The following is a 22,940-nucleotide window of genomic DNA, read 5'->3' as shown; positions in this document are numbered from 1 at the left end:
CAGGTGGCAAGCCGCTCGCCGCGGCGGGGGAGCCGAGACGGCCGGTACCGGATCTGCGTTGAACGGCCCGACGAAATTCGGTCTGGGTGAACGGGCCCGTTCAGCCGTTGCCCTTCTTGCGCTTCCGCCGCCCGAAGAACACGATCGCGAGCAGCACGACGGCGATCCCGCCCGCGATCAGCTTGTTCCGCGTCTTCTGCGCGTTGGCCTTGTCGGTCTGCGTCGGGTCGAGCACCGGGCCCGGCGCCGCCTGCTGCGGGGCCGGGAACACCGCTTCCGCAGGTGCCGCCGTCCGCGCCGGCACCTGCACGTGAGCCTGAGCCGGCGCCACGACGACGGCCGCCTCCGCCGGAGCCGCGCAGTAGAACAACGCGCCCAGCAGGCCGACCAGCAGCAGTCCCCGCACCTTCGCCATGACATCCCTTCTACGGCACTGCGTCGCATTCTGCCCGCCGAACGCCCGCGACGTCAGCCGCCACGCGGTGGAGCCCCTCCGCTCAGCCCGCGACACCGCCCGCCGACCGCACCTCCACACGGTGACCGGTCGTCACGGAGCGTGGAGCGGTCGTGAGGTCAGACCAAAGTCACTTCGGGGGACCGTTCGTCAGCCGAACGGGGCCGTTGGTCCACCGAGGGTGGGTCTGGTGGGCGTTTCACTGCGTCGGTGTCTCGAACGGGGGTTGGTGGGTGGTGGGTCAGCCGTCCGTCGGGGTTGGTGGGTGGTGGCTCCGCTGGCAGCTGAGTTTCCGGGCGGTGACTGCGCAAACGACTACGACATTGGCGGTGGCCGCTCCCCCGTCAGCTGGGTTGGCGGCCGATGGCTCCGCAATCGGCTGCGGAGTTGGCGGTGATGGCTCCGTCGGCAGTTGGGCGGGCGGCGACTCCGCAATCGCCTGCGAAGTTGGCGGTGTTGGCTCCGCCCTCCGCAGGGTTGGCGGGCGGTGGCCTCACAACCATCTACGGAGTTGGCAAAGGTGGCTCCACCGTCTACGAAGTGTCGCCTTGTTACTCCGCATTCATCCACAAGGCGCTCGCGGCGGGCGGAGTTGTCCACAGATTTCGTTTCGGCAGTTTTCCGAGGTCAGGGGCCGATAGACTGGGATGGGGACGCCCCCCAAGGGAGGGCGGGGGCTGTCTGGCGGGGCCGGTGAGGTTCAACTAGCGAGCCTTCGGACGGCGAAAAGTTGCGGCGGCAGCAGCTGCGCGGGTTGCCAAGCCGGTGGTGCCCGCCCGGAGCTTGGCCGAGCGGATCACCATCGGGGATTCGGAATCGGGGATCGACCCGCGGAGGCACAGCGGGCGATTGCGGCCGCGCCAAGTCGGCCGGTCTCGACGATCAACTGAGCACCGCAGCCAGACGACACCAGGGAAACCCCCTGCCGCCAGCGAGATCGCCGTCGAACAGCCGGCAACACGAGGGGCTGTCTGTCGAGCGGGCCCGCCCCGGCACAAAACCCAGCTCAGCCGTCCGTCGGTTCCCCGAACGCCGTCAAGATCCGGTCCGCCGCCAGTGTCGCCGTGAGTTCGCCGGCGCGGACGGCGCGTTCGACGTCGGCGACCTGGGCGCGCACCGAAGGGTGCGAGGTCAGGCGGTCCAGCAACTGCTCGCGGACCATCGACCAAGTCCAGTCGACCTGTTGTTGGCGGCGGCGGTCGGCGAGCTCGCCCGATTCCTGCATCAGCGAGCGGTGCCGGCCGATGGTCGCCCAGACCTCGTCGAGGCCCGAGCCCTCCAGGGCGCTGCAGGTGAGCACCGGCGGCGTCCACGGGGCGTCCTTGCCGTAGATCATCCGCAGGGCGCCGGACAGCTCCCGGGCGGCGCGGGCGGCGTCGCGCGCGTGCGGGCCGTCGGCCTTGTTCACGGCGATGACGTCCGCCAGTTCGAGCACGCCCTTCTTGATGCCCTGCAGCTGGTCGCCCGTGCGGGCCAGAGTCAGGAACAGGAAGGAGTCGACCATGTTGGCGACTGCGACCTCGGACTGGCCGACGCCGACGGTCTCCACCAGCACCACGTCGAAGCCCGCGGCCTCCATCAGCACGATCGTCTCGCGAGTCGCCCGCGCGACCCCGCCCAGAGTTCCCGAGGTCGGCGACGGCCGGATGAAGGCCCGGGGATCCACGGCCAAGCGGGACATCCGGGTCTTGTCACCGAGGATCGAGCCCCCCGTGCGGGTGGACGACGGGTCGACGGCCAGCACGGCGACGCGGTGGCCGGCCGCCGTGAGGTCGGTGCCCAGCTGGTCGATGAAAGTCGACTTGCCGACACCGGGAACGCCCGTGATGCCGACTCGCTGGGCGCCGCCGGCGTGTGGCAGCAGCTCGACGAGCAGCTCCTGCGCCTGGGCCCGGTGGTCCGCCCGGTGCGACTCGACCAGCGTGATCGCCTTGGACAGGGTGCCGCGGTCGCCCGCGAGCACGCCCTTCGCGTAGGCGGCGACGTCGATCCTGCGCGGCAAGGCTCAGGACTCCTGGTGCGCGAGCTGCTCCAGCAGGCCGATCGCCGCGTCGGCGATGACCGTGCCCGGCCCGAAGATGGCGGCGGCACCGGCGGCACGCAACTCGTCGTAGTCCTGCGGCGGGATGACGCCACCCACGACGACCATGATGTCCGAACGCCCCAGCTCCGCCAGCTCGTGCCGCAGCGCCGGCACCAGCGACAGGTGCCCGGCGGCCAGCGAAGACACGCCGATCACGTGCACGTCCGCCTCCGAAGCCTGCCGCGCGACCTCGCCGGGCGTGGAGAACAGCGGGCCGACGTCGACGTCGAAGCCGAGGTCGGCAAAGCCGGTGGCAATCACCTTCTGGCCGCGGTCGTGGCCGTCCTGGCCCATCTTCGCGATCAGGATGCGCGGCCGGCGCCCCTCGTCCTCGGCGAACTTCTCGACCAGCGCACGGGCCTTCTCGACGTTGTCCGACTTCCCCACCTCTTCCCGGTACACACCGGAGATCGTGCGGATCTGCCCGGAGTGGCGGCCCCAGATCTTCTCCAGCGCGTCGGAGATCTCGCCGACGGTCGCCTTCGCCCGCGCCGCGTCGATGGCCAGCGCGAGCAGGTTCCCGCCGTTCTGCGCGCCCTCGGTCAGCCGCCGCAACGCGTCTTCCGTGGCAGCGGAGTCACGCTCGGCTCGCAGCCGCCGCAACTTCTCCAGCTGCTGCGTGCGCACGCCGGCGTTGTCGACCTTCAGCACGTCGATGTCGATGTCGTCGGTGACCTGGTACTTGTTCACGCCGATCACGGGCTGCCGGCCGGAGTCGATGCGCGCCTGCGTGCGGGCGGCGGCCTCCTCGATGCGCAGCTTCGGGATGCCCTCGTCGATCGCGCGCGCCATGCCGCCCGCGCTCTCGACCTCCGTGATGTGGCCCCACGCCTTGCGCGCGAGGTCGTAGGTCAGCTTCTCCACGAACGCGCTGCCGCCCCACGGGTCGATCACCCGCGTGGTGCCCGACTCCTGCTGCAGCAGCAGCTGCGTGTTGCGGGCGATGCGCGCGGAGAAGTCGGTGGGCAGCGCAAGCGCCTCGTCGAGGGCGTTGGTGTGCAGCGACTGCGTGTGGCCCTGGGTCGCGGCCATCGCCTCGACGCAGGTGCGCGCGACGTTGTTGTAGACGTCCTGCGCGGTCAGCGACCAGCCCGACGTCTGCGAGTGCGTGCGCAGCGAAAGCGACTTCTCCGAGCGAGGGTCGAACTGCTTCACCAGCTTCGCCCACAACAGCCGCGCCGCCCGCAGCTTCGCGACCTCCATGAAGAAGTTCATGCCGATCGCCCAGAAGAACGACAGCCGCGGCGCGAACTTGTCCACGTCCAGCCCCGCGTCGACGCCGGCGCGGATGTACTCGACGCCGTCGGCCAGCGTGTACGCCAGCTCCAGGTCGGCGGTCGCCCCGGCCTCCTGCATGTGGTAGCCGGAGATCGAGATCGAGTTGTACTTCGGCATGTTCTGCGAGGTGAACGCGAAGATGTCGGAGATGACCCGCATCGAGGGCTGCGGCGGGTAGATGTAGGTGTTGCGGACCATGAACTCCTTGAGGATGTCGTTCTGGATCGTCCCCGCGAGCTGCTCCGGCTTCACCCCCTGCTCCTCGGCCGCGACCACGTAGAGCGCGAGCACCGGCAGCACGGCGCCGTTCATCGTCATGGACACCGACATCTTGTCCAGCGGAATGCCGTCGAAGAGCTGGCGCATGTCGTAGATCGAGTCGATCGCCACGCCCGCCATGCCGACGTCGCCGGACACGCGCGGGTGGTCGGAGTCGTAGCCACGGTGGGTGGCCAGGTCGAAGGCGACCGACAGGCCCTTCTGCCCGGCCGCGAGGTTGCGGCGGTAGAACGCGTTGGACTCCTGCGCGGTGGAGAACCCGGCGTACTGCCGGATCGTCCACGGCTGGTTCACGTACATCGTGGGGTACGGCCCGCGCAGGAACGGCGCGATGCCGGGGTACGTGCCCAGGAAGTCCACATCGGACAGATCCTCGGCCGTGTACACCGGCTTCACGCCGATGCCCTCGGGCGTCTCCCAGGCCAGCGCGTCGGCGCCCTTGCCGGTGGCGTCCTGCACGGCCTGCGCCCACGCGGCGCGGTCTCCCGGCTCGGGTGTGCCGAGCGGGACGTCGGCGAAGTTCGGGATGCTCATGCGGACACTCCCAGCTTGGCGTGGATGCCGGTCAGGACTTCGAGCGCGTCGCAGCCGGCGAAGACGTTGCCGCTCACGCCCGGGTAGCTCGCCTTGCCCGCGAGCAACACCGTCTCGGCGCCGAGCGACGCGGCGACGTCGGCCGCCTGCTCTTCGTACGCGGCGTCGGTGCCGCAGAGGCACGCGATGCGCGCCCCGCTTTCCCGGAACGCGGCGGGCAGATCGTCGGTGGCGCCCGGGTTCACAGCCTCGATGCCGCCGGCCTGGAACAGGTTCGCGGCGAACCCGGCACGTGTGGTGTGCGCGGCGACGGGGCCGAGCGTGGCGAGGAAGACCTTCGGCCGTTCCCCGTGCGCGGCCAGGTACGCGTCCGACGCGTCGCGCAGCCGCTCGAACGCTTCGGCGTAGCGGTGCCGCGGCAGGCCACCGTCCACAGTGGAGCCGACCGCTTCCCTGGTCACGGGTTTCTCATCCAAGTTGGGGAACTCGCTCACGCCGGTGATCGGGTCGCGGCGCGTGGCCAGGCGCTTCGCGCGCTTCTCCCACGTCGTGGCCAGGCGCCCGGCCAGCGCGCCCGAGGCCAGCTCGGCCTCGACGCCGCCCGCGCCTTCGATCGCGGTGAACTCGGCCCACGCGGCTTTGGCCAGCTCGTCGGTGAGCTGCTCGACGTACCAGGAACCACCGGCCGGGTCGATCACGCTGCCCAGCTTCGACTCCTCCAGCAGCACCGCGTTGGTGTTGCGGGCGATGCGCGCGGAGAACGCGTCGGGCAGGCCGATCGCCGAGTCGAACGGCAGCACGGTCACGGCGTCCGCACCGCCGACGCCCGCGGCGAAGCACGCGACGGTGGTGCGCAGCATGTTCACCCACGGGTCGCGCTGCGTCAGCATCGCGGGCGAGGTCACGGCGTGCTGGTGCATACCACGCGCAGCGGCGGGCGCGCCCGAAACTTCGAGCACGCGGTCCCACAGCCGGCGCGCGGCGCGGAACTTGGCGATGGTGAGGAACTGGTCGGCCGTGGCGGCCAGGCGGAACTCCAGCTGTGCGGCCGCGGCGGAGACGTCCAGACCGGCTTCGGTCAGCGCCCGCAGGTAGGCGACGCCGACGGCGATCGTCGCGCCCAGCTCCTGCGCGTCGGAACCGCCGGCCTCGTGGAACGGCAGGCCGTCGGCCACGAGCGTGCGCACCTTCGGGTACTTCGCCGCGACGCGCGCGCCCAGCTCGGCGGCCGGGGCGACGGGCAGCGCTTCACCCGTGCGCGCGCCGACGCCGATCGGGTCCGCGCCGAGCACGGCGATCGCCTCACTGGGCGGAATTTCGCGCTCGGCCAACACGTCCAGCAGCGCTTCGGCCGCGGCGGCGTACTCGGCGCCGGCGTCGAGGACCACGGGCGCGAGGTCGAGGTAGACCTCGTTGAGCGCGTCGGCCAGCGCGTCGAGCGGGAGCGCTTCGCCGCCGACGCGCAGCCACACGGACGTGGCGCCGCCTTCGAGGTCGGCGAGGATCGCGGTGTTGGTGGCCTTCGCGTCGGCCCGCAGGTGGCGCACGCGCACGTCCCACCCGGTGCCGATCACGCCTTCGGGCCGCGTGCCGCGGACGAACGGCGGCAGCCCCGGGTAGCCGGGCTCACCGACGGCGTCTTCGCGCGTGTACAGCGGCTGGATGTCGATGCCGTCGTACGTGTGGGTGACGAGTTTGCTCTCCGGCGCCCCCGCGAAGTCCTCCGGCAGGCGGCCGCTCTTGCGCAGCACTCCCGCCACGAGTTCCTGCCACCGGGCCCGGTCGGCGGCCGGAAACTCGGCCGCCAGCGCGAGCTCGGGTTCGGAGATCGGCACCGACTCCGGCCCAGCCACGTTCGTCATACCCAGTGATGGTAGAGGCACGCCAGTGCCGGCACCTGTGACTCTAGTCGCCCCACCAGAGTGTTCAGGGGTATCCGCGGAACACGGGTGGGCAGGTCTTGCACACTGGGTCGAAGAGTGTCGGTGCCTTACGACACAATCAGGGGGTGTCCTCCTCGAAGGAAGAGCCGACCCCAGCAGAGTCGGGTGCCGCCGAGCCGCAGTCCCGTGTGGTCGCCGGGCGCTACCGGCTGCGATCCGTGCTCGGTTCGGGGTCGATGGGCACGGTGTGGTCGGCCTACGACGAGTTCCTCCACCGGCCGGTGGCCGTCAAGGAGATGAAGCTGCCGCCGGGCGTGCCGGCGTCGCAGGCGGACGAGCTGCGGGAGCGGACGCTGCGCGAGGCGCGCGCGATCGCGGTGCTGTCCCACCCGAACGTGATCATCCTTCACGACGTCGCGCGCGACAACAACGAACCGTTCGTGGTCATGGAGCTGCTGCCTTCGCGCAGCCTCGCGCACATCCTGCGCGACCACGGGCCGTTGAGCGTCGAGCAGGCGGCCGCCGTCGGCATCGCCGTAGCCGCCGCGCTCGAAGCGGCGCACGACGCGGGCATCACGCACCGCGACGTGAAGCCGGGCAACGTCCTCGTGGCCGGCGACGGGCGGATCAAGCTCACCGACTTCGGCATCGCGCGCAACGTTTCCGAAGCCACGATGACGCGCACCGGGATCATGCTCGGCTCGCCCGCGTACATCGCGCCGGAGGTCGCGTCGGGGGGCGCGGTCACGCCGGCGGCCGACCTGTGGGGCCTGGGCGCGACGCTGTTCGCCGCGGTCGAGGGTGCGCCGCCGTACGACGCGGACGGCGATCCACTGGAGACAGTCGGCAAGGTCGTGAACGGCTCGGTGCCCAAGCCGAAGCCGGGCCCGCTGGCCGACGTGATCGCCGCGTTGATGAAAAAGGAGCCGGAGAAGCGGATCTCGCTGCGCGAGGTGCGCCACCGCCTGTACCCGTTGCAGGGCAAGACAGCGCTGGACCTGTTCGGCCCGGAGTTGTTCCGCACGCCGGACGGGAAGAAGACCTCGGCGCAGCTCGACGCGACCGACACGCAGGTGCTGGAGACGGTGGCACCGACCGACAAGAAGTCGGAGGCCAGTGGCGCGCTGGCGGCGGACCCGGGCCCGTTGCCGTTCCTGCGTCAGGGCCCGGCACCTGCTGTCGCGGCTCCGGTTGCTTCTGTCTCGCCGCGCCGCAGTCCGCGGGCGTCGGCGTTGCTGGCGGTGGCGGTGGTGGTGCTGTTCCTCATCGCCGGTGTCGGCGGATTCGCGCTGGCCCGGTTGATCAGCGGGCAGTCGCTGATCCCGCCGGCCGGCAGCGCGGCCTCCGCCGGGGCGCCGAGCACGACCGCGCCGCCGCAGGACGTGAAGCTGGTGGAGCAGCGCGGCAACGCGAGCGAAACGGCCAACGTCTCGCGCGACACTGCGTACGTCGTCTCGGTGCCGGAAGGCTGGCTGCGCTTCATCGCCGCACGGACGTCGAACATCGTCGGCTCGTCCACGGTGGTGCAGTACGTCTCGCCGGACGGGCGCGAGTCGCTGCGCATCGAGCGCTTCCCGAACTTTTTCAAGAAGCACGATGTCTCGGACTACGAGGCGAGCGTGCGGGCCGGGACCGACGCCGGCGCGTTCGCCCTCGTCAAGGAAGCCAAGACAGCGACGGGAACCGAGATGGTCTACCGCACCGCGGAGCGCGGCCGCTCCGGGCAGAGCGGCGCCGACTCCTCGGTCACCCGTACGACCTTCGCGGTGCTGAAGTCTTCAGGTGACGCGCTGTGGGCCGTGTCGCTCACGGTGCCGTCGGAGATCGAGCCCGACGGCGTCACCACGTGGGACAAGATCGAGCCGACGCTGTCGTTCCCGGCCGAGCAGTAGGGCTCAGCGGTAGGGGTTCAGCCCAGTCCGTTGGGATAACGCCGGCCGGATTCGGCCGCCTGCGCGAGGCGGCGCAGGCCCGCGAACAGCCGGTCGCCCAGCACCGTGCCGACCACGGCCGCCTCCACGATCCGGTCCAGCGACGGCTGCGCGGCGAGCGTATCGAGGTCGACCTCGGCGATGCGGTCGGCGAGCTTGGCGTAGTCCTCGATGCGGTCGAGCAGCGCGGGGTGACCGAGCGCTCGGATCGTGCACAGCGTGGTGATCAGCCCGGGCGCCGCCGGGTGCTCGGGCGCGAACTTCCAGCCGTGGGCGGCCGTCACCTTTTCCAGCAGGTCCAGCGCCCACGCGCGGGCCTCCTCGTCGACGTCGGTCGCGCCGCCGACGAGGGCGCGCTGGGTGACGCCGAGGACCTCGTTGGTGGGCTCGCCCGCGTCGATCGCCGCGAGCACGCCGCCGACGGTGGCCACCGACAGGCCGCCGACGTCGAGCAACGCGCGGATGAGCTTGAGGCGCTGCACGTGCTCGTCGCCGTAACGCGCCTGGTTGGGGCTGGTGCGCTCGCCCGGGTGGAGCAGGCCTTCGCGCAGGTAGTACTTGATCGTCGCGACCGGCATGCCGGACTCGGCGCTCAGTTCGGCCATCCGCACGGCCGCATCAACTCCCTGGAACTCGGGGGAAAACCCTGAGGACTTCTCAGCTTGGATAGCCTAGCTTCCCATAATGGATACTGTGACTATCCATCCTGGGAGGGACGCCATGACCTTGCTTTCGAGGCTTCCGAGCCGAACGAACACCTGGCACCGACCGTCCACGCGCTTCGCGGCGGCGCTCGTCGTCACGGCGCTGGCCTGCGTCGTCGCGATGGTGGTGGACCAGCGCACGGTGCTGGGCGCGCCCGTGTGGGCGAAGCTGCTGAAGTTCGCCATTTCGGGTGCGCTGTACTTCTTCACCTGGGGCTGGCTCGTGTCGCTGCTGCCCCGCTTCCGCCGGACCGCGCACGTCGCCACGAACGTGGCCATCGCGGTGTTCACCGCCGAGTACGTGGTGATGGTGTTCCAGGCCGTGCGCGGCCGGCCCAGCCACTTCAACAACGCGACGCCCCTGGACAACACGCTGTTCCAGATCATGGGCGGCATGATCGCCGTCCTCTGGGTCGCGACGCTCGTGCTCACGGTCCTGCTGATGTTCACCCGCCTCGAAGACCGCGCCACCCACTGGGCCGTGCGCACCGGCGCGGTCATCTCGCTCATCGGCATCGGCCTCGGCGCCCTCATGACGGGCCCCACGGCCGCCCAGCAGGCGTCGCTCAACACCACCGGTACGTCGGCGTTGATCGGCGCCCACAGCGTCGGCGTCCCCGACGGCGGCCCCGGCCTGCCGATCCTCGGCTGGAGCACCACCGGCGGTGACCTGCGGATCCCGCACTTCACGGGGATGCACGCCTTGCAGCTACTTCCGCTGGTCGCGCTGGGCCTGGGCCTGCTCGCGTCGCGAGTACCGCGCCTTCGCGACAGCGCGGTCCGCGTCCGGCTGGTGTGGGTCGCGAGCTTCGGCTACGCGGGCCTCGTCGCCCTCGTCACCTGGCAAGCCCTGCGCGGCGAGTCCTTGATCCACCCGACCACCCCGACCCTCGCGGCCTTCGGCGCCCTGCTCGCCGCCGTGGCACTGGCCGGCTTCGCCTCGGTGCACCGCCCGACCCGCGAGCTCGTGCGATGACCGCGCTCAGCCACCCACCTCGTCGGGAGGTCCCGCGATGACCCAGCAGTTGTTCACCTGGACCTTCCCCCTCGCCACGCCCTTCTGGCTGCTCATGATCTTCGCCCCCGGCTGGCGGTGGACGCGGCGGGTCATGGCGTCGCCGTGGGTGCCGTTGTTGCCGTTGGTGTGTTACTTCGCCATCGCGGTCCCGCACTTCGGGGAGCTGTGGCAGGCGGTGAGCCGGCCGGACCTTTCCCTGTTGCAAGCGTTTGCGGGGTCGCCGGCGGGGGCGGCTCTGGTCTGGGCGCAGCTGATCGCGTTCGACTTGTTCCTCGGGCGGTGGATGTTCTTCGAGGGGCGCCGGCTGAAGATGCCGTGGTGGCAGGTCAGCCCAGTGCTGGTGCTGACGATCTTCCTGTCGCCGTTCGGGCTGGTGGTGTTCCTGGCGCTGCGCAGTGCCCGGATACGCTCGGCGCCATGACCAACCACGAGGAAGCGGCCGCGGCCGCCATCGCCGAGCGGACCGGCGTCGAGAAGCACGACATCGCCGTGGTGCTGGGCTCGGGCTGGCGCCCGGCCGCGGACGTGATCGGGACGGCCGAGGCGGAGATCCCGTTCGGCGAGCTGCCCGGTTTCACCACTCCCGGCGCCGTGGGGCACGGCGGGACCGTCCGGTCGCTGAAGATCGGCGACAAGCGCGCGCTGGTGCTGCTCGGCCGCACGCATTTCTACGAGGGCAAGGGCATCGACCCGGTGGTGCACAACGTGCGCACCGCGGCCGCGGCCGGCGCGCGCACCGTGCTGCTCACCAACGCGGCCGGCGGCCTGCGCGAGGGCTTCAGCGTCGGGCAGCCGGTGCTGATCTCCGACCACCTCAACCTCACGGCCCGTTCGCCGATCGTCGGCGCGAACTTCGTGGACCTCACGGACCTCTACTCCGCCCGCCTGCGCGGCCTCGCCAAGGAGATCGACGGTTCGCTGGAGGAAGGCGTCTACGCCGGCCTCACCGGCCCCCACTTCGAGACGCCCGCCGAGATCCGCATGCTGCGCACGATGGGCGCGGACCTCGTCGGCATGTCGACGGTCCTGGAGGCCATCGCGGCCCGCGCCGCCGGGGTCGAGGTGTTCGGGCTGTCGCTCGTCACCAACCTCGCCGCCGGCATGACGGGTGAGCCGCTCAACCACGAAGAGGTCCTCGAAGCCGGCCGCCAGGCGGCCACGCGCATGGGTTCGCTGCTCAAGGAACTCATCGCCCGCGCGTGACACAAGGGCGCCTCGAGGAATCGAGGCGCCTTTCACATCAGACGTAGTCGGGCAGCTGCGCGGCAACCTCGTCCGGCGACGGCATCGCCGCGACTTCGGCCGCCAGCGCCCGCACGGCGTCGGCCACGGCCGAGTCCGCCAGCAGCCGCCGGGCCTTCTCCCGCATGGCTTCCGTCGTCACGGCGTCGCCCACCAGCTGGTCACCCACGCCGGCCGCGGTCACGGCCTCGGCGTTGCTGAACTGGTCCGCCCCCTGCGGCAGCACGAGCTGCGGCACCCCCGCGGTGAAGGCACCCATCGTCGTACCGCTGCCGCCGTGGTGCACCACGAGGTCGACGTGCGGCAACAGCTCCGACTGCGGCACCCACGCCTCGAGCCGCACGTTCGCCGGCACCTCACCGAGCGCAGCGACGTCGACCGACGGCCCGGTCGCCACCAGCACGTCGACGTCCAGCGCCGCCAGCCCGCTGATCGCCGAGGTCAGGATGTGGGCCTGGCTCATCGGCGTGGTGCCCAGCGTCAGATAGACGAGCGGCCGCTCGTGATCCACGACGCCCGCGGGCAGGTCACCCGGCTCGCTCCAGCCCACCGGACGCAACGGCAGCCGCCGCGCGCCCGCCAGGAACTCCGGCGACTGCACCGACGGCGGGCAGATGTCCACGAACGGGTTGCCCCAGGAGAACTGCTCGTCGCCGGCGATCCCGAGCTCGACGGCGTGTTCCTGGATCGCCGTGCGGATCCCGTCCGCGATCCCGCCGGTCGCGACCCGGCCGAAGCCGTGGCCCATCGCCGGGATCCCGGCCTTCATCGCCGCGAACGCGCCGCCGGGGTTGCCGATCTCGTAGACCAGCAGGTCGGGTCGCTGCTTCTCGAACACCGCGTCGAGATCCGCGATGAAACGATCGGGCAGCACCCGGCTGAACACGCGGGCGATGGTCGCCTCGAGTTCGGCGGGCGCCACCTCGTTGCGCTTGCTCAGGTCGCCGTCGTACTGCGCCATGAAGGCGTCCTGGATCGTCAGCCCGATGTCGACGGGCTCCAGCCCGGCCTTCTCCACCGTCGGGTGGAAGTCGGCCGCCGTCGCGAACACGACGTCGTGCCCGGCCTTCCGGGCGGCGACGGCGAGCGGGAGCAGCGGGTAGAGGTGGCCATAGGACGCGAGGGAGGTGAAGATCAATCGCACTTTCCCGAGAGTAACGGCTTTTCCCGCCACCGCGAGGCAGTTTCCGACAGAACCTCGGCAGTTCTTCGTTGCTCCGTAACGGATCCTCGGGGCGAAAAGACGAATTCGGTCACTCCGGCGTCAGCCGCCCCAGCTGAGTGGCGACGGAGTCCTCGTCTCCCACCACCGCCACGTCACCCGCCCCGGCCACACCTTCGCGCTCGAAGACCGCCCGGTGCTCCGGCGACGAAGCGGCCAGCGCGAAGTTGGCCGAAATCCCTTACCGAACCGGGGTTTCCTCGGCGGTGACGCCCGGCGATCACCCGCTTGCCACCCCGGATCGACGGCACGACGTACTCCCCCAACGTCCGCAGCCCGGCCGGCCACGTCACCGTGCCGTCGGCCAGCTCGCCGGCGACCCGCAGCATCGCGGGCCCAAGGCCGCCACGCCCACGGACGGCGGCCGCGCACATGGCACCACCACAGACCCGAACGCCGTGAGCGGCTCGCCGGAAAACGCGACGCTTTCCCCACTCAGCAACGGAATCAGCACCTCGTGGCACTCCCGCACCCGCCGACCCACCGGCAGCCCCGCCATCCCGGCGATCCCCACCCCGACGTCAACCAATTCTGCGGAGCAGATCCTGGCGGCGTTCGCGAGGCCGAACCGGTCCCGAAAACCCGGCAGATTCCGACGGGCCGGCCGACCCCGCCGAGACAAAGCCCCCGCCCTCCCTGGGGGGCGTCCCCGTCCCAGTCTATCGGCCCCTGACCTCGAAAAACGTCCCGAGCCGAATCTGTGGACAACCTCGCCGCGAGCGCGTCGCCTGTGGACAACCGCGACAGGGCCTCGCCACGAAGCTTCACACCACCCGAACGGGGCGCCGACCCATTCAAGGCCAGTCCGGCCAGGAGGCCACCCGAGATCCATCCAGATCCACCCCACCTCAGCCAGGTAGGCAGCCCCGATGCGCGCCAACGCCCGCCGCAATTGCGAGCGGCTGCTCGCGACCGCCGTCGAGGTCGTCGCGGAGCTGCTCGGCGCCGAGGAAGGCCGCGAGTACCACGCGAAAATCCTCGACGCCGGCCACCGCCTCCTGTCGCGAGCGCAGCAGGCGGGCGAGGCGAACGAAGCCACCGACATCGACGACCTGCTCTTGCTCGTCAACGCGATCTCCCAGGCCACCGAGGACGACGCCGAGCGAGCCGACGCCCTGCTCACCGTCGTCGTGGCCGGGGTTCGGCGGTCCAAACCCGTAGAGTGACCCGGTGCAGAACACGATTACCCCCGAGCTGCGCGACGCCGCCCACCGGTGGATCGCCGAAGACCCCGACCCGTCGACGCGCGAGGAGCTGCGGCAAGTGCTCGACCGCGCGCTCGCGGGTGACGCCACCGCGGCCGGCGACGTCGCCGACCGGATGGCGGGACCCCTGGAGTTCGGCACGGCCGGGCTGCGCGGGCCGGTGCGGGCGGGGCCGAACGGGATGAACGTCGCCGTCGTCACGCGGACCACCGCGGGTGTGGCGCGGTGGCTCGCAGACAAGGGCCTCGCGGGTGGCGTGGTCGTGGTCGGGCGCGACGCGCGGCACGGGTCGGAAGCGTTTGCGCAAGCGGCCGCCGAGGTGCTCGTCGCGGCGGGCTTCGCCGTGAAGACGATGCCGCTGCCGTTGCCGACGCCCCTGCTCGCGTACTCGGTGAAGCACTACGACGCGATCGCCGGGATCCAGATCACCGCGTCGCACAACCCGCCCGCGGACAACGGGTACAAGCTCTACGACAGCACCGGCGGCCAGATCGTGCCGCCGTCCGACGGCGAGATCGAGCAGGCCATCCAGGCCACGCCCGCGGCGGTCGACGTGCCGCGCGCGCCCGGCGCCGAGGTCGTCGACCCGCGCGCCGCGTACCTCGGCGAAGTCGCCAACCTGCCGCAGAGCCCGGAGCGCGAGCTGCGGATCGCCGCCACCGCGCTGCACGGCGTCGGCGCGGCGACGCTGGAAACGGCGCTCACCCAGGCCGGGTTCACCGACGTGCACTTCGTCGCCGAGCAGTCGCGGCCCGACGCCGACTTCCCCACCGTCTCGTTCCCCAACCCCGAGGAACCCGGCGCCACCGACCTGCTGCTGGCGCTCGCGTCCGAAGTGGACGCCGACCTCGCCGTGGCGCTCGACCCGGACGCAGACCGCTGCGCCCTGGGCGTTCGCGGCCGCGACGGCGAGTGGCGCATGCTGCGCGGCGACGAGACAGGCGTGCTGCTCGGCTCGCACCTGCTGTCCACAACGGACAGTCCCGACCCGCTCGTGGCCACCACCATCGTGTCCTCCTCGCTACTCGGCGAGCTGGCGAAGGCCGCGGGCGCGCGTTATGCGGAGACGCTCACCGGCTTCAAGTGGCTGGTCCGCGCGGGCGAGGGACTGATCTTCGCCTACGAGGAGGCGCTCGGCCTCTGCGTGAACCCGGGCTTCGTGCGGGACAAGGACGGCATCGCCGCGTCGGTGTTCGCCGCCGGGTTCGCCGCTGAGCTCAAGGCCGCGGGCCGGACGCCGCTCGACGTGCTCGACGACATCGCCACCCGCCACGGTGTGCACCTGACGGACCAGGTTTCCTTGCGCGTCACCGACCTCGCCGTGCGCGGCCGGCTGATGGCGGGCCTGCGCGCCGAGCCGCCGGTGACACTCGGCGGCACACCTGTCACGCAGGAAGACCTCCTGCCCGACGCCGACGTGCTGCGGCTGCGCGGCGAAGGCCTGCGCGTGGTGATCCGCCCGTCGGGCACCGAGCCGAAGCTGAAGGCCTACCTGCAGGTGGTCACGCCGGTGATCGGTGACCTCGCGGCGGCGCGCGAAACCGCTTCCGCGCGGCTCAGCGCGGTGCGGGCGGACATAAGCACGCTGCTGAGCTGAGCGGGACCGGTATCCCGGGTTCGACGTCGCGGCCGAGCAGGCTCGGTCCGAGCAGGCCGACGACGTCGACCAGCAGCAGCACCACGAACGCCACGATGAACTCCCGCCGCCGCAAGACGACGGCGAAGATCAGGCCGACCACCGCGGGCACCATCCACGGCCACAGCCGGTCCACCTCGCCGGTCCAGTCGCCGGGCGAGAAGATCGCGTCGGCGAACGCGGAGAAGACCAGTGCGATCGTGCAGACCAGCCCGGCTATGCCGAGCAGTACGAGTGCGGCCACGGAAAGAAGGGGCCGCAGTCTCTCCCCCATCACCGGACCCAGCCTGCCCGCGCGTGGACACGGGCACAAGTGGCAGGCTGCGGTCATGGCCACGCTGTTACTCGTGCACCACACCCCATCGCCGTCGATGCAGGCGATGTTCGAAGCCGTGCTCGCCGGCGCGAAGCACCCGGACATCGAAGGCGTCGACGTCGTCCGCCGCCCCGCGCTCGGCGCGACCGCCGCCGACGTGCTGGCCGCCGACGGTTACCTGCTCGGCACTCCCGCGAACCTCGGCAGCATGAGCGGTGCCCTGAAACACTTCTTCGACACCGTTTATTACCCGTGCCTCGACTCGACGCGCGGCCGGCCGTTCGGCGCGTACGTGCACGGCAACAACGACACGGCCGGCACCGCGCGCCAGCTCGCGTCGATCACCACGGGGCTGGGCTGGACGCAGGTCGCGGACCCCGTGCTGCTCACGGGCGAACCCGACAAGGCGGCGCTGGAAGCGTTGCAGGAGCTGGGTGCGACGGTGGCCGCGACGCTCATGGACTGACCGGCCCGGAGAGACAACCCGGAAATTAAAGGGGCCTGTCACCGGAAGCCCTGGGGGTCGACCTCCGGCAACAGGCCAGATCAAGGGTTCGCTACGAGGCGATCAACCTTGACCACGCAAGCGTACTACAAATGGCTGATCACGGCGAGCCAGGCGCAGGACAAGATCCCGCTCCGGGTTCCGAACACCCCCAGAGTGCGGACGTGTCCGAAGCGGGACGCGGCCACTGTAAACCACTGCATACAGGTGGTGTCAACAGGTGCGTACAGTGGACTCGGCGCTACTATCCGGACAAGGGAGAAGGGGGCGGTGATGCCACGCCAACGCACCTTCGCGGAGAAGCTGAGCACGCTCATCGACTCGTCCCGGGCGGACGGCCGCGCACCGCACAGCTACCGGGAGATGTCGGCGGCGATCGAGCGTGCGGGCGGGCCCGCGATGTCCCCGGCATACCTGCAGCAGCTGGCGACGGGCAAGCGGATCAACCCGAAGATCCACTACGTCGAGGCGCTGGCGAAGCTGTTCGGGGTGCCGGTCACGTACTTCTTCGACGACGAGGACGAGCGCGCTTCCGGGGACGCCCCGGCCGTCGAGGCCAAGCTGATGGCCATGCGGGCGCAAGAGCTGTCTCCGCAGGGCCGGCGGCAGGTGATGGACCTGCTCGACCTCGTCGAGCGCTACGAGCGCGCCGAACGGGAAGGCCACAGCGGACCGTGAAGGAACGCGAACTCCGCAAACGCTGCCGGCGGCTGCTGAAGGACCTCGGGATCAGCCCGCCGCTCGACGTCGGGCAGCTCTGCGCACGCCTCGGCGAGCGCCGCGGCCGCCCGATCCGGCTCATGGCCTACCCGCTCGAGGTGCCCGGCCCGTTCGGCTGCTGGATCGCGACCGCCACCGCCGACTACATCTTCTTCCAGCAGGAAACCACGAAAGCCCACCAGGACCACATCATCCTGCACGAGCTCGGCCACCTGCTCGCCGACCACGAGCCGGGCGGCGACGCGGAGCCGGCCGACTTCCTGCGGGGCCCGGCCGTGGAAAGCCTCGACGGCGACGCCGTGCGCCGCGCGTTGCGCCGCACCTCCTACGACGAGGCCCACGAGTGGGAGGCCGAGACCGTGGCCACGATCATCCTCGAGTGGGCGTCGGTGCTGAACTACACGATCCCGCGCGCCGCGGCCGACCACGACCTGCGGCGCATCCAAGGCACGTTGGGCGACCACCAGGGCTGGCTGTGACCGCCGCGCTTTTCGTCCTCTTCTCCGCTGCGCTCGCCTGGCGCGTCTACCAGCTGGTGCGCTCGCCGCGGCTGCCGAACTGGGCCGTCACGGTCACGATCGCCGCGTTCGCCCTGGCGTTCCTCGCCCAGCAACGTGGGGTCACCACGTGGTTCGACGGCCTGACCGCGCCCGGTGGCGCGCGACTGGCGAACAACGTGCTGCTCTCGTGCGGCGTCTGCTCGCTGCTGATCTTCTTCCTCGGCTCCGCGCTCGGCCCGCGCCAGGCCCGCCGCGTCGCGCTGGAGCTCGTGCCGCTGGCCGCCGCGATCGCCGTGATGACGGTGGCGCTGGCGATCACGCCGGTGCCGCTGCGGGGCGCCGCGCTCGGGCCGGACACCGTGCACGAGCCCGGGATCGCGTTGTTCTACTTCGGTGGTGGCGCGTACCTGATCTACGCGATCACGGCGTGCGCGGTGTGGATCGGGCGCTACCAGCGCGTGGCCGACCCGCACCTGCGCACAGGCCTGCGCATCGGCGCGGCGAGCCTCGTCGCCGCGGCGGCCGGCAGCGTGTTCCGGGCCCTGTACCTGGTGCTGGCGTGGGTGTTCGACGTGACCGTGCCGGCGTTGCTGTGGCTCGGGGTGCCGCTGGTGATCCTCGGCAGCGTGCTGTTCCTGGCCGGCATCACCTACCCCGGCGTGCGCGCCCGCGTGGCGGCCGTCGTCCGGCGGCGCCGGCACCGGGCCGACCACCACCGGCTCGCTCCACTGTGGACGTTGCTCGTGGCCGCGTACCCGAGCATCGTGCTGCGGACGCCGCCGGGCAGCGGACTGCGCGACCGGTTCGCCGTGCACCGCCGCTACTACCGGCGCGTGATCGAGATCCGCGACGGGCTGGTGCAGCTGAGCCCGTACCTGGAGACGGACCTGGCCTCGCTCGCGGCCGACGATCCGTCCGCCGCGGCCGCGGCACTGCGCGCCGCGCTGGCCCGGCAGGCGTCGGGTGAGGTGAGCGACGGGCGGGCCAAGCTCGTGCTGCCGGGCGGTGGCGCGGACCTGGAATCGGACGTGCGGCCGTTGCTGTCGCTGTCGACTTCTTTGGTGGGAAAGGAAAGCTGAACGGTGGACACCCTGATCACGGCGGCCCGGGTGCTGCCCCGGCCCTCGACCCCGATCGACGGCGGCGCCGTGCTGGTGCGCGACGGTGAGATCGTCGCGGTCGGCCGGCCCGACGAGGTGGCCGCGGCGGCCGTGAACCCCGTGGTGCGCGACTTCCCGGACGCGACGGTGCTGGCGGGGCTGGTCAACTCCCACGTGCACCTGTGCTTCGACGCCACCCGCGAGATGCTGCCGAACTTCCTGGCCAGTGACGACACCGAGGTCGCGATCGGCGCCGAGGAACGGCTCGGGCAGCTGCTGCGCGCCGGCGTCACGACCGTCCGCGACCTCGGCGGCCGTACCGTGCTGAAGCCGGCCGGCGGACCACGGGTGCTCGCGGCCGGGCCGCCGCTGACCGTCCCGGAGGGACACTGCCACTTCTTCGGCGGCGTGGTCTCCTCCGACGCCGAGATCCGCGCGCGGATCGACGCCAACGCGGCCGCGGGCGCCGACGTGATCAAGGTGATGGCCGGCGGCGGCCAGATCACGCCCGGTGGCGCGGAAATGTGGGAGTCGCAGTTCGACGCGCGGCAGCTGAGCGTGGTCGTCTCACAGGCCGCGCGCCGCGGTCTGCCGGTCGCCGCGCACGCCCACGGCGCCGACGCGATCGCCGACTGCACCGAGGCCGGTGTCGCGACGATCGAGCACTGCACGTTCATGACCGGGCCGCAGCAGACCGACCTGCGCCCGGAGGTCGCGCGCCGCATGGCCAAGGGCGGCGTCTCGGCGTGCTCCACGAGCAGCCGCAACTGGCGGATGATGGTCGAGCGCATGGGCGAGGACCTCGCACGCCGCGTCTACGGGCGGTTGCCGTGGCTGGAGGAACACGGCGTGCGCCTGCTCTCGGGCACCGACGCGGGCCTGCCCGGCTCCCCGTTCGACGACCCCGTGGGCGCGCTGGAGCTGTACGAATGGCTCGGCTTCTCGCGGCGGCGGATCCTCGAGATCGCCACCGAGGACAGCGCGGCGGGCCTCGGCCTCGGCTCGGTCACGGGCCGGCTGGAGCCCGGGCTGGCGGCCGACCTGCTGGTGGTCGACGGTGATCCGCTGGCCGAGCTGGCGGCGCTGGGCAAGCCGCTGCTGGTCATGGCGCAGGGCGTCGTGGCCGCCTGAATTTCTGAGCAGGGTCGATCTTGACCTTGGTCACGCTCCCTTTCGATACACCGACGTATTGAGTACGCTCGTGTATCGAAAGCGGGAGGCCTGATGATCGAACCGACGGCGGACCGCGTGCCGCGTCGCCGTGCGGAGACCCGCCGGCGTCTGCTCGAAGCCGCTCTCCCGGTGTTCGCCGAGGAGGGCTTCGGACGGTCCACAGTGGAGCAGATCTGCGAGCGCGCGGGCTACACGCGCGGTGCGTTCTACTCGAACTTCGCCTCGCTCGACGAGCTGTTCCTGGCCATGTGGGAAGGGCGGTCGGCGGCGATGATCGCGGCCGTGCGCGCGGCGTTCGACGCGTTCACGCCGGTCGAGCTGCCCGACGTGCGAGCGATCGTGGAGCGCGTGCTGCCCGCGATCCCCGTGGACGACGCGTGGTTCCGCGTGAGCGCCGAGTTCACCGCCCACGCCCTGCGCAACCCAGGCCTGCGGCGCGTGATGACCGCGCGCGAGGAAGCCATCGCCGAAGCGCTCATGCCGCTGATGGTCGAGCTGCTCGCGCGGGCCGGCCGCTCGATCCCCGACCCGGTGGCGCTGGGCCAGGCGCTCGTCGCGATGCACGACGGCACCAGCGTGCAGTGCCTGATGGACCCCGACAACCCGCTCGTGTGGCAGCGGCGCCGCGACCTGTGCGTACAGGTGATCACGGCCTACACCGAGGAGACTTGAGTTGGACTTCGAAGCGGACGCGATCGTGGTCGGCGCCGGCCTCGCCGGTCTCGTCGCGACCCACGAGCTGGTGAAGGCCGGGCGCCGCGTGCTCGTGCTGGACCAGGAGAACCGCGCGAACCTCGGCGGGCAGGCGTTCTGGTCGCTGGGCGGGCTGCTGTTCGTGAACAGCCCCGAGCAGCGCCGGCTGGGGATCAAGGACTCCTACGAGCTGGCGTTGCGCGACTGGCTCGACTCGGCCGGTTTCGACCGCGAGGACGAGGACCTGTGGGCCCGCAAGTGGGCCGAGGCGTACGTCCGCTTCGCCACGTACGAGAAGCGCGATTACCTGCACGAGCTGGGCCTGCGCGTGACGCCGCTGGTCGGCTGGGCGGAGCGTGGCGGCGGCAAGGCCGGCGGGCACGGCAACTCCGTGCCGCGGTTCCACCTGACGTGGGGCACCGGGCCCGAGGTGGTGCGGGTGTTCGCCGAGCCGGTGCTGGCTGCGGAGCAGCGCGGCCAGGTGCGTTTCGCGTTCCGGCATCAGGTCGACGAGCTGGTGGAGACCGACGGCGTGGTCACGGGCGTGCGCGGAACCGTGCTGGAGCCGAGCGATCTGCCGCGGGGCAAGAAGTCTTCGCGCGTCGCGGCCGGCGAGTTCGAGCTGTCGGCGCCGGCGGTGCTGGTGAGCTCCGGCGGCATCGGCCACAACCACGAGCTGGTGCGGCAGAACTGGCCCGTCGACCGGCTGGGCCCGGCGCCGCAGACGATGATCCCGGGCGTTCCGGCCCATGTGGACGGTCGCATGATCGGCATCAGCGAGGCCGCGGGCGCGCGTGTGGTGAACCGCGACCGGATGTGGCACTACGTGGAGGGCATCCACAACTGGGACCCGATCTGGCCGGACCACGCGATCCGGATCATCCCCGGGCCGTCGTCGATGTGGTTCGACGCCAACGGGGTCCGGCTGCCCGCACCGAACTTCCCGGGTTTCGACACGCTGGGGACGCTGAAGACCATCCTCTCGACCGGGTACGACTACTCGTGGTTCGTGCTCACGCAGTCGATCCTCGAGAAGGAGTTCATGCTGTCGGGCTCCGAGCAGAACCCGGACATCACGGGGAAGGACCTGAAGCAGACGTTGCTCAGCCGCGCCGCGAAGGGCGCGCCGGGACCGGTGGACGCGTTCAAGCGGCACGGTGTCGACTTCGTGGTGGCCGACGACCTGGAGACGCTCGTCGACGGGATGAACAAGATCGCGCGCGGGCCGGCGCTGGACGTTGCCGCGTTGGAGCGCCAGATCGTGGCGCGGGACCTGGAGGTCGGCAACCGGTACTCGAAGGACCTGCAGCTGATGGCGGTGGCCAACGCGCGCAAGTTCGTCGGCGACCGCGTGGCGCGCGTGGCGAAGCCGCACCGGATCCTCGACCCGGCGCACGGGCCGTTGATCGCCGTGCGGCTGAACATCCTCACGCGCAAGACCTTGGGCGGCGTGCAGACCGACCTCGACTCGCGCGTGCTGCGGGCCGACGGTGAGCCGCTGCCCGGCCTGTACGCGGCGGGCGAGGTCGCGGGCTTCGGCGGTGGTGGCGTGCACGGCTACAACGCGCTGGAGGGCACCTTCCTCGGCGGCTGCATCTTCTCCGGCCGCGCCGCCGGGCGCGCCATGGCCCGGGCGGTGGAGTGACGCGGCGGACGACGGGCACGGTCCTGGACGTCGACGGGATCGCCCTGCACCTGCGTGAGGACGGACCCGCCGACGCCCCGGCCGTGCTGCTCGTACACGGCTTCAGCGGCTCGCTGCACTCCTACGACCGGCTGGCGCCCCTGCTGTCCGACCGCTTCCGCGTGCTGCGCCCCGACCTGCGCGGCCACGGCTGTACCGGCGGCCACACCGGCCTCGACGCGGTTTCCCAGGCCACGACCCTGGCCGGCGCGTTGAAGATCGTGGGCGCCGAAGGGCTGACCGCCGTCGGGCACTCCTTCGGCGCCGACGTGGTCCTGGCGCTCGCTGCGCTTTCGGGGGCCGTGACCCGGACCGTCCTCATCGGACAGGCACCGGACTACAGCCACGCCACTTTCCCGCCGGGCAACGGTTTGCTCGCGGCACCGTTCATCGGGCGTTCGCTGCACCGGCTGGTTTCACTGGCCCCGCTCGGTTTCGTGCTGCGCCCCACCCCGTTGCGCCAGGCCCACGCCGACTTCTCCGCCACCAGCCCGGCGATGGCCCACGCCGTCCTCACCGAACGGCGCCGCCTCCTGGCCGCCACTCCGCTCGACGCGCAGGTCTCCGCGCTCGGCCTGCCCACCCTCGCCGTCCTCGGCCGCCGCGACCGCCTCTACGATCACACCGGCAGCGCCACCCGCTACCGCGCGGCCGGCGCCGACGTCGCCTTCCTCGACGCCGGCCACACCCCGTTCACCGACCAGCCGGCCGAAGTGGCCGCCTTGGTCGCCTCCTTCTCCCTCGCGCCCTGACCCGGCCCCGCCGAGGGGGCGGGACCGC

General features: G+C 71.5%; 21 protein-coding genes. 14 read left to right on the top strand and 7 right to left on the bottom strand.

Going from position 1 to position 22,940, the window contains the following annotated elements; translation table 11 throughout:
- Positions 1–100: 100 nt before the first annotated feature.
- The 4 genes from ACFY1H_RS13600 to ACFY1H_RS13585 all read right to left on the bottom strand — a co-directional run bounded on the left by ACFY1H_RS13600 (position 101) and on the right by ACFY1H_RS13585 (position 6,490).
- Positions 101–415, bottom strand: a complete 315-nt coding sequence (locus ACFY1H_RS13600) for a hypothetical protein (protein ID WP_386946559.1) — start codon at positions 413–415, stop codon at positions 101–103.
- Between the two features lie 1,045 nt (positions 416–1,460).
- Entirely contained in the window at positions 1,461–2,456 is a 996-nt protein-coding gene (gene meaB / locus ACFY1H_RS13595) for a methylmalonyl Co-A mutase-associated GTPase MeaB (RefSeq protein WP_366575465.1), read from the bottom strand.
- Positions 2,457–2,459: 3 nt separating this feature from the next.
- Positions 2,460–4,628: a methylmalonyl-CoA mutase gene (gene scpA, locus ACFY1H_RS13590; RefSeq protein WP_386946557.1), complete on the bottom strand. Its 2,169-nt coding sequence runs from the start codon at positions 4,626–4,628 to the stop codon at positions 2,460–2,462.
- Positions 4,625–6,490 (bottom strand): methylmalonyl-CoA mutase family protein, encoded by a 1,866-nt coding sequence (locus tag ACFY1H_RS13585; RefSeq protein WP_386946555.1) that lies wholly within the window; start codon positions 6,488–6,490, stop codon positions 4,625–4,627. The genes scpA and ACFY1H_RS13585 overlap by 4 nt, the downstream gene beginning before the upstream one ends.
- Before the next feature lie 209 nt (positions 6,491–6,699).
- Between ACFY1H_RS13585 and ACFY1H_RS13580 the strand changes: the two genes are divergently transcribed.
- Complete coding sequence (locus ACFY1H_RS13580; protein WP_366575943.1) at positions 6,700–8,403, top strand: serine/threonine-protein kinase; 1,704 nt, start codon at positions 6,700–6,702, stop codon at positions 8,401–8,403.
- A 17-nt stretch (positions 8,404–8,420) separates the two neighbouring features.
- On the opposite strand, the gene ACFY1H_RS13575 is transcribed toward ACFY1H_RS13580, so the two are convergent.
- On the bottom strand, positions 8,421–9,047 hold the full coding sequence (locus ACFY1H_RS13575) for a MerR family transcriptional regulator (protein ID WP_386946886.1): 627 nt from the start codon (positions 9,045–9,047) through the stop codon (positions 8,421–8,423).
- A 115-nt stretch (positions 9,048–9,162) separates the two neighbouring features.
- Here ACFY1H_RS13575 and ACFY1H_RS13570 point away from each other — a divergent pair, with 115 nt between their 5' ends.
- Genes ACFY1H_RS13570 through ACFY1H_RS13560 form a run of 3 tightly spaced genes read left to right on the top strand, consistent with a single transcriptional unit; the run spans position 9,163 to position 11,367 of the window.
- Positions 9,163–10,122 carry a hypothetical protein gene (locus tag ACFY1H_RS13570; protein ID WP_386946553.1) on the top strand — a complete coding sequence of 320 codons (960 nt, stop codon included), beginning with the start codon at positions 9,163–9,165 and terminating at the stop codon, positions 10,120–10,122.
- A gap of 37 nt (positions 10,123–10,159) precedes the next feature.
- Complete coding sequence (locus ACFY1H_RS13565) at positions 10,160–10,585, top strand: ABA4-like family protein (protein WP_366575472.1); 426 nt, start codon at positions 10,160–10,162, stop codon at positions 10,583–10,585.
- Complete coding sequence (locus ACFY1H_RS13560; protein WP_366575473.1) at positions 10,582–11,367, top strand: purine-nucleoside phosphorylase; 786 nt, start codon at positions 10,582–10,584, stop codon at positions 11,365–11,367. The genes ACFY1H_RS13565 and ACFY1H_RS13560 overlap by 4 nt, the downstream gene beginning before the upstream one ends.
- A gap of 37 nt (positions 11,368–11,404) precedes the next feature.
- Here ACFY1H_RS13560 and ACFY1H_RS13555 read toward each other — a convergent pair whose 3' ends face one another.
- Entirely contained in the window at positions 11,405–12,550 is a 1,146-nt protein-coding gene (locus ACFY1H_RS13555) for a glycosyltransferase (protein WP_386946551.1), read from the bottom strand.
- Positions 12,551–13,497: 947 nt separating this feature from the next.
- Here ACFY1H_RS13555 and ACFY1H_RS13550 point away from each other — a divergent pair.
- Positions 13,498–13,794, top strand: coding sequence for a hypothetical protein (locus ACFY1H_RS13550; RefSeq protein ID WP_386946549.1), 297 nt, complete (start codon positions 13,498–13,500; stop codon positions 13,792–13,794).
- Positions 13,795–13,798: 4 nt separating this feature from the next.
- Positions 13,799–15,430 (top strand): phospho-sugar mutase, encoded by a 1,632-nt coding sequence (locus ACFY1H_RS13545; RefSeq protein WP_386946547.1) that lies wholly within the window; start codon positions 13,799–13,801, stop codon positions 15,428–15,430.
- Here the strand turns inward: ACFY1H_RS13545 and ACFY1H_RS13540 are convergent.
- Positions 15,390–15,713 (bottom strand): hypothetical protein, encoded by a 324-nt coding sequence (locus tag ACFY1H_RS13540; RefSeq protein ID WP_366575481.1) that lies wholly within the window; start codon positions 15,711–15,713, stop codon positions 15,390–15,392. The genes ACFY1H_RS13545 and ACFY1H_RS13540 overlap by 41 nt on opposite strands.
- Before the next feature lie 85 nt (positions 15,714–15,798).
- On the opposite strand from ACFY1H_RS13540, the gene ACFY1H_RS13535 reads away from it, so the two are divergent.
- From ACFY1H_RS13535 to ACFY1H_RS13500, 8 genes are all read left to right on the top strand, one after another.
- On the top strand, positions 15,799–16,251 hold the full coding sequence (locus ACFY1H_RS13535) for an NAD(P)H-dependent oxidoreductase (RefSeq protein ID WP_366575482.1): 453 nt from the start codon (positions 15,799–15,801) through the stop codon (positions 16,249–16,251).
- Between the two features lie 312 nt (positions 16,252–16,563).
- A complete protein-coding gene (locus ACFY1H_RS13530) occupies positions 16,564–16,968 on the top strand; it encodes a helix-turn-helix domain-containing protein (RefSeq protein WP_386946545.1) in 405 nt (134 codons plus the stop codon).
- Positions 16,965–17,489, top strand: a complete 525-nt coding sequence (locus ACFY1H_RS13525) for a hypothetical protein (RefSeq protein ID WP_366575486.1) — start codon at positions 16,965–16,967, stop codon at positions 17,487–17,489. The genes ACFY1H_RS13530 and ACFY1H_RS13525 overlap by 4 nt, the downstream gene beginning before the upstream one ends.
- A complete protein-coding gene (locus ACFY1H_RS13520) occupies positions 17,486–18,589 on the top strand; it encodes an MAB_1171c family putative transporter (protein WP_366575487.1) in 1,104 nt (367 codons plus the stop codon). Before ACFY1H_RS13525 ends, ACFY1H_RS13520 begins: the two co-directional genes overlap by 4 nt.
- 3 nt (positions 18,590–18,592) lie before the next feature.
- Complete coding sequence (locus tag ACFY1H_RS13515; RefSeq protein ID WP_366575489.1) at positions 18,593–19,741, top strand: amidohydrolase family protein; 1,149 nt, start codon at positions 18,593–18,595, stop codon at positions 19,739–19,741.
- 93 nt (positions 19,742–19,834) lie between these two features.
- Complete coding sequence (locus tag ACFY1H_RS13510; protein ID WP_386946543.1) at positions 19,835–20,455, top strand: TetR/AcrR family transcriptional regulator; 621 nt, start codon at positions 19,835–19,837, stop codon at positions 20,453–20,455.
- Between the two features lies 1 nt (position 20,456).
- Positions 20,457–22,121 carry an FAD-binding dehydrogenase gene (locus ACFY1H_RS13505; RefSeq protein ID WP_386946541.1) on the top strand — a complete coding sequence of 555 codons (1,665 nt, stop codon included), beginning with the start codon at positions 20,457–20,459 and terminating at the stop codon, positions 22,119–22,121.
- Positions 22,118–22,912: an alpha/beta hydrolase gene (locus ACFY1H_RS13500; protein WP_366575493.1), complete on the top strand. Its 795-nt coding sequence runs from the start codon at positions 22,118–22,120 to the stop codon at positions 22,910–22,912. Before ACFY1H_RS13505 ends, ACFY1H_RS13500 begins: the two co-directional genes overlap by 4 nt.
- Positions 22,913–22,940 lie beyond the last annotated feature (28 nt).

Origin of the sequence: Amycolatopsis sp. NPDC001319 (assembly GCF_042896185.1) — a bacterium.
Classification (GTDB): Bacteria; Actinomycetota; Actinomycetes; order Mycobacteriales; family Pseudonocardiaceae; genus Amycolatopsis.
The sequence above is the reverse complement of the archived record's forward strand: the minus strand, read 5'-3'. Positions and strand labels throughout refer to the sequence as shown.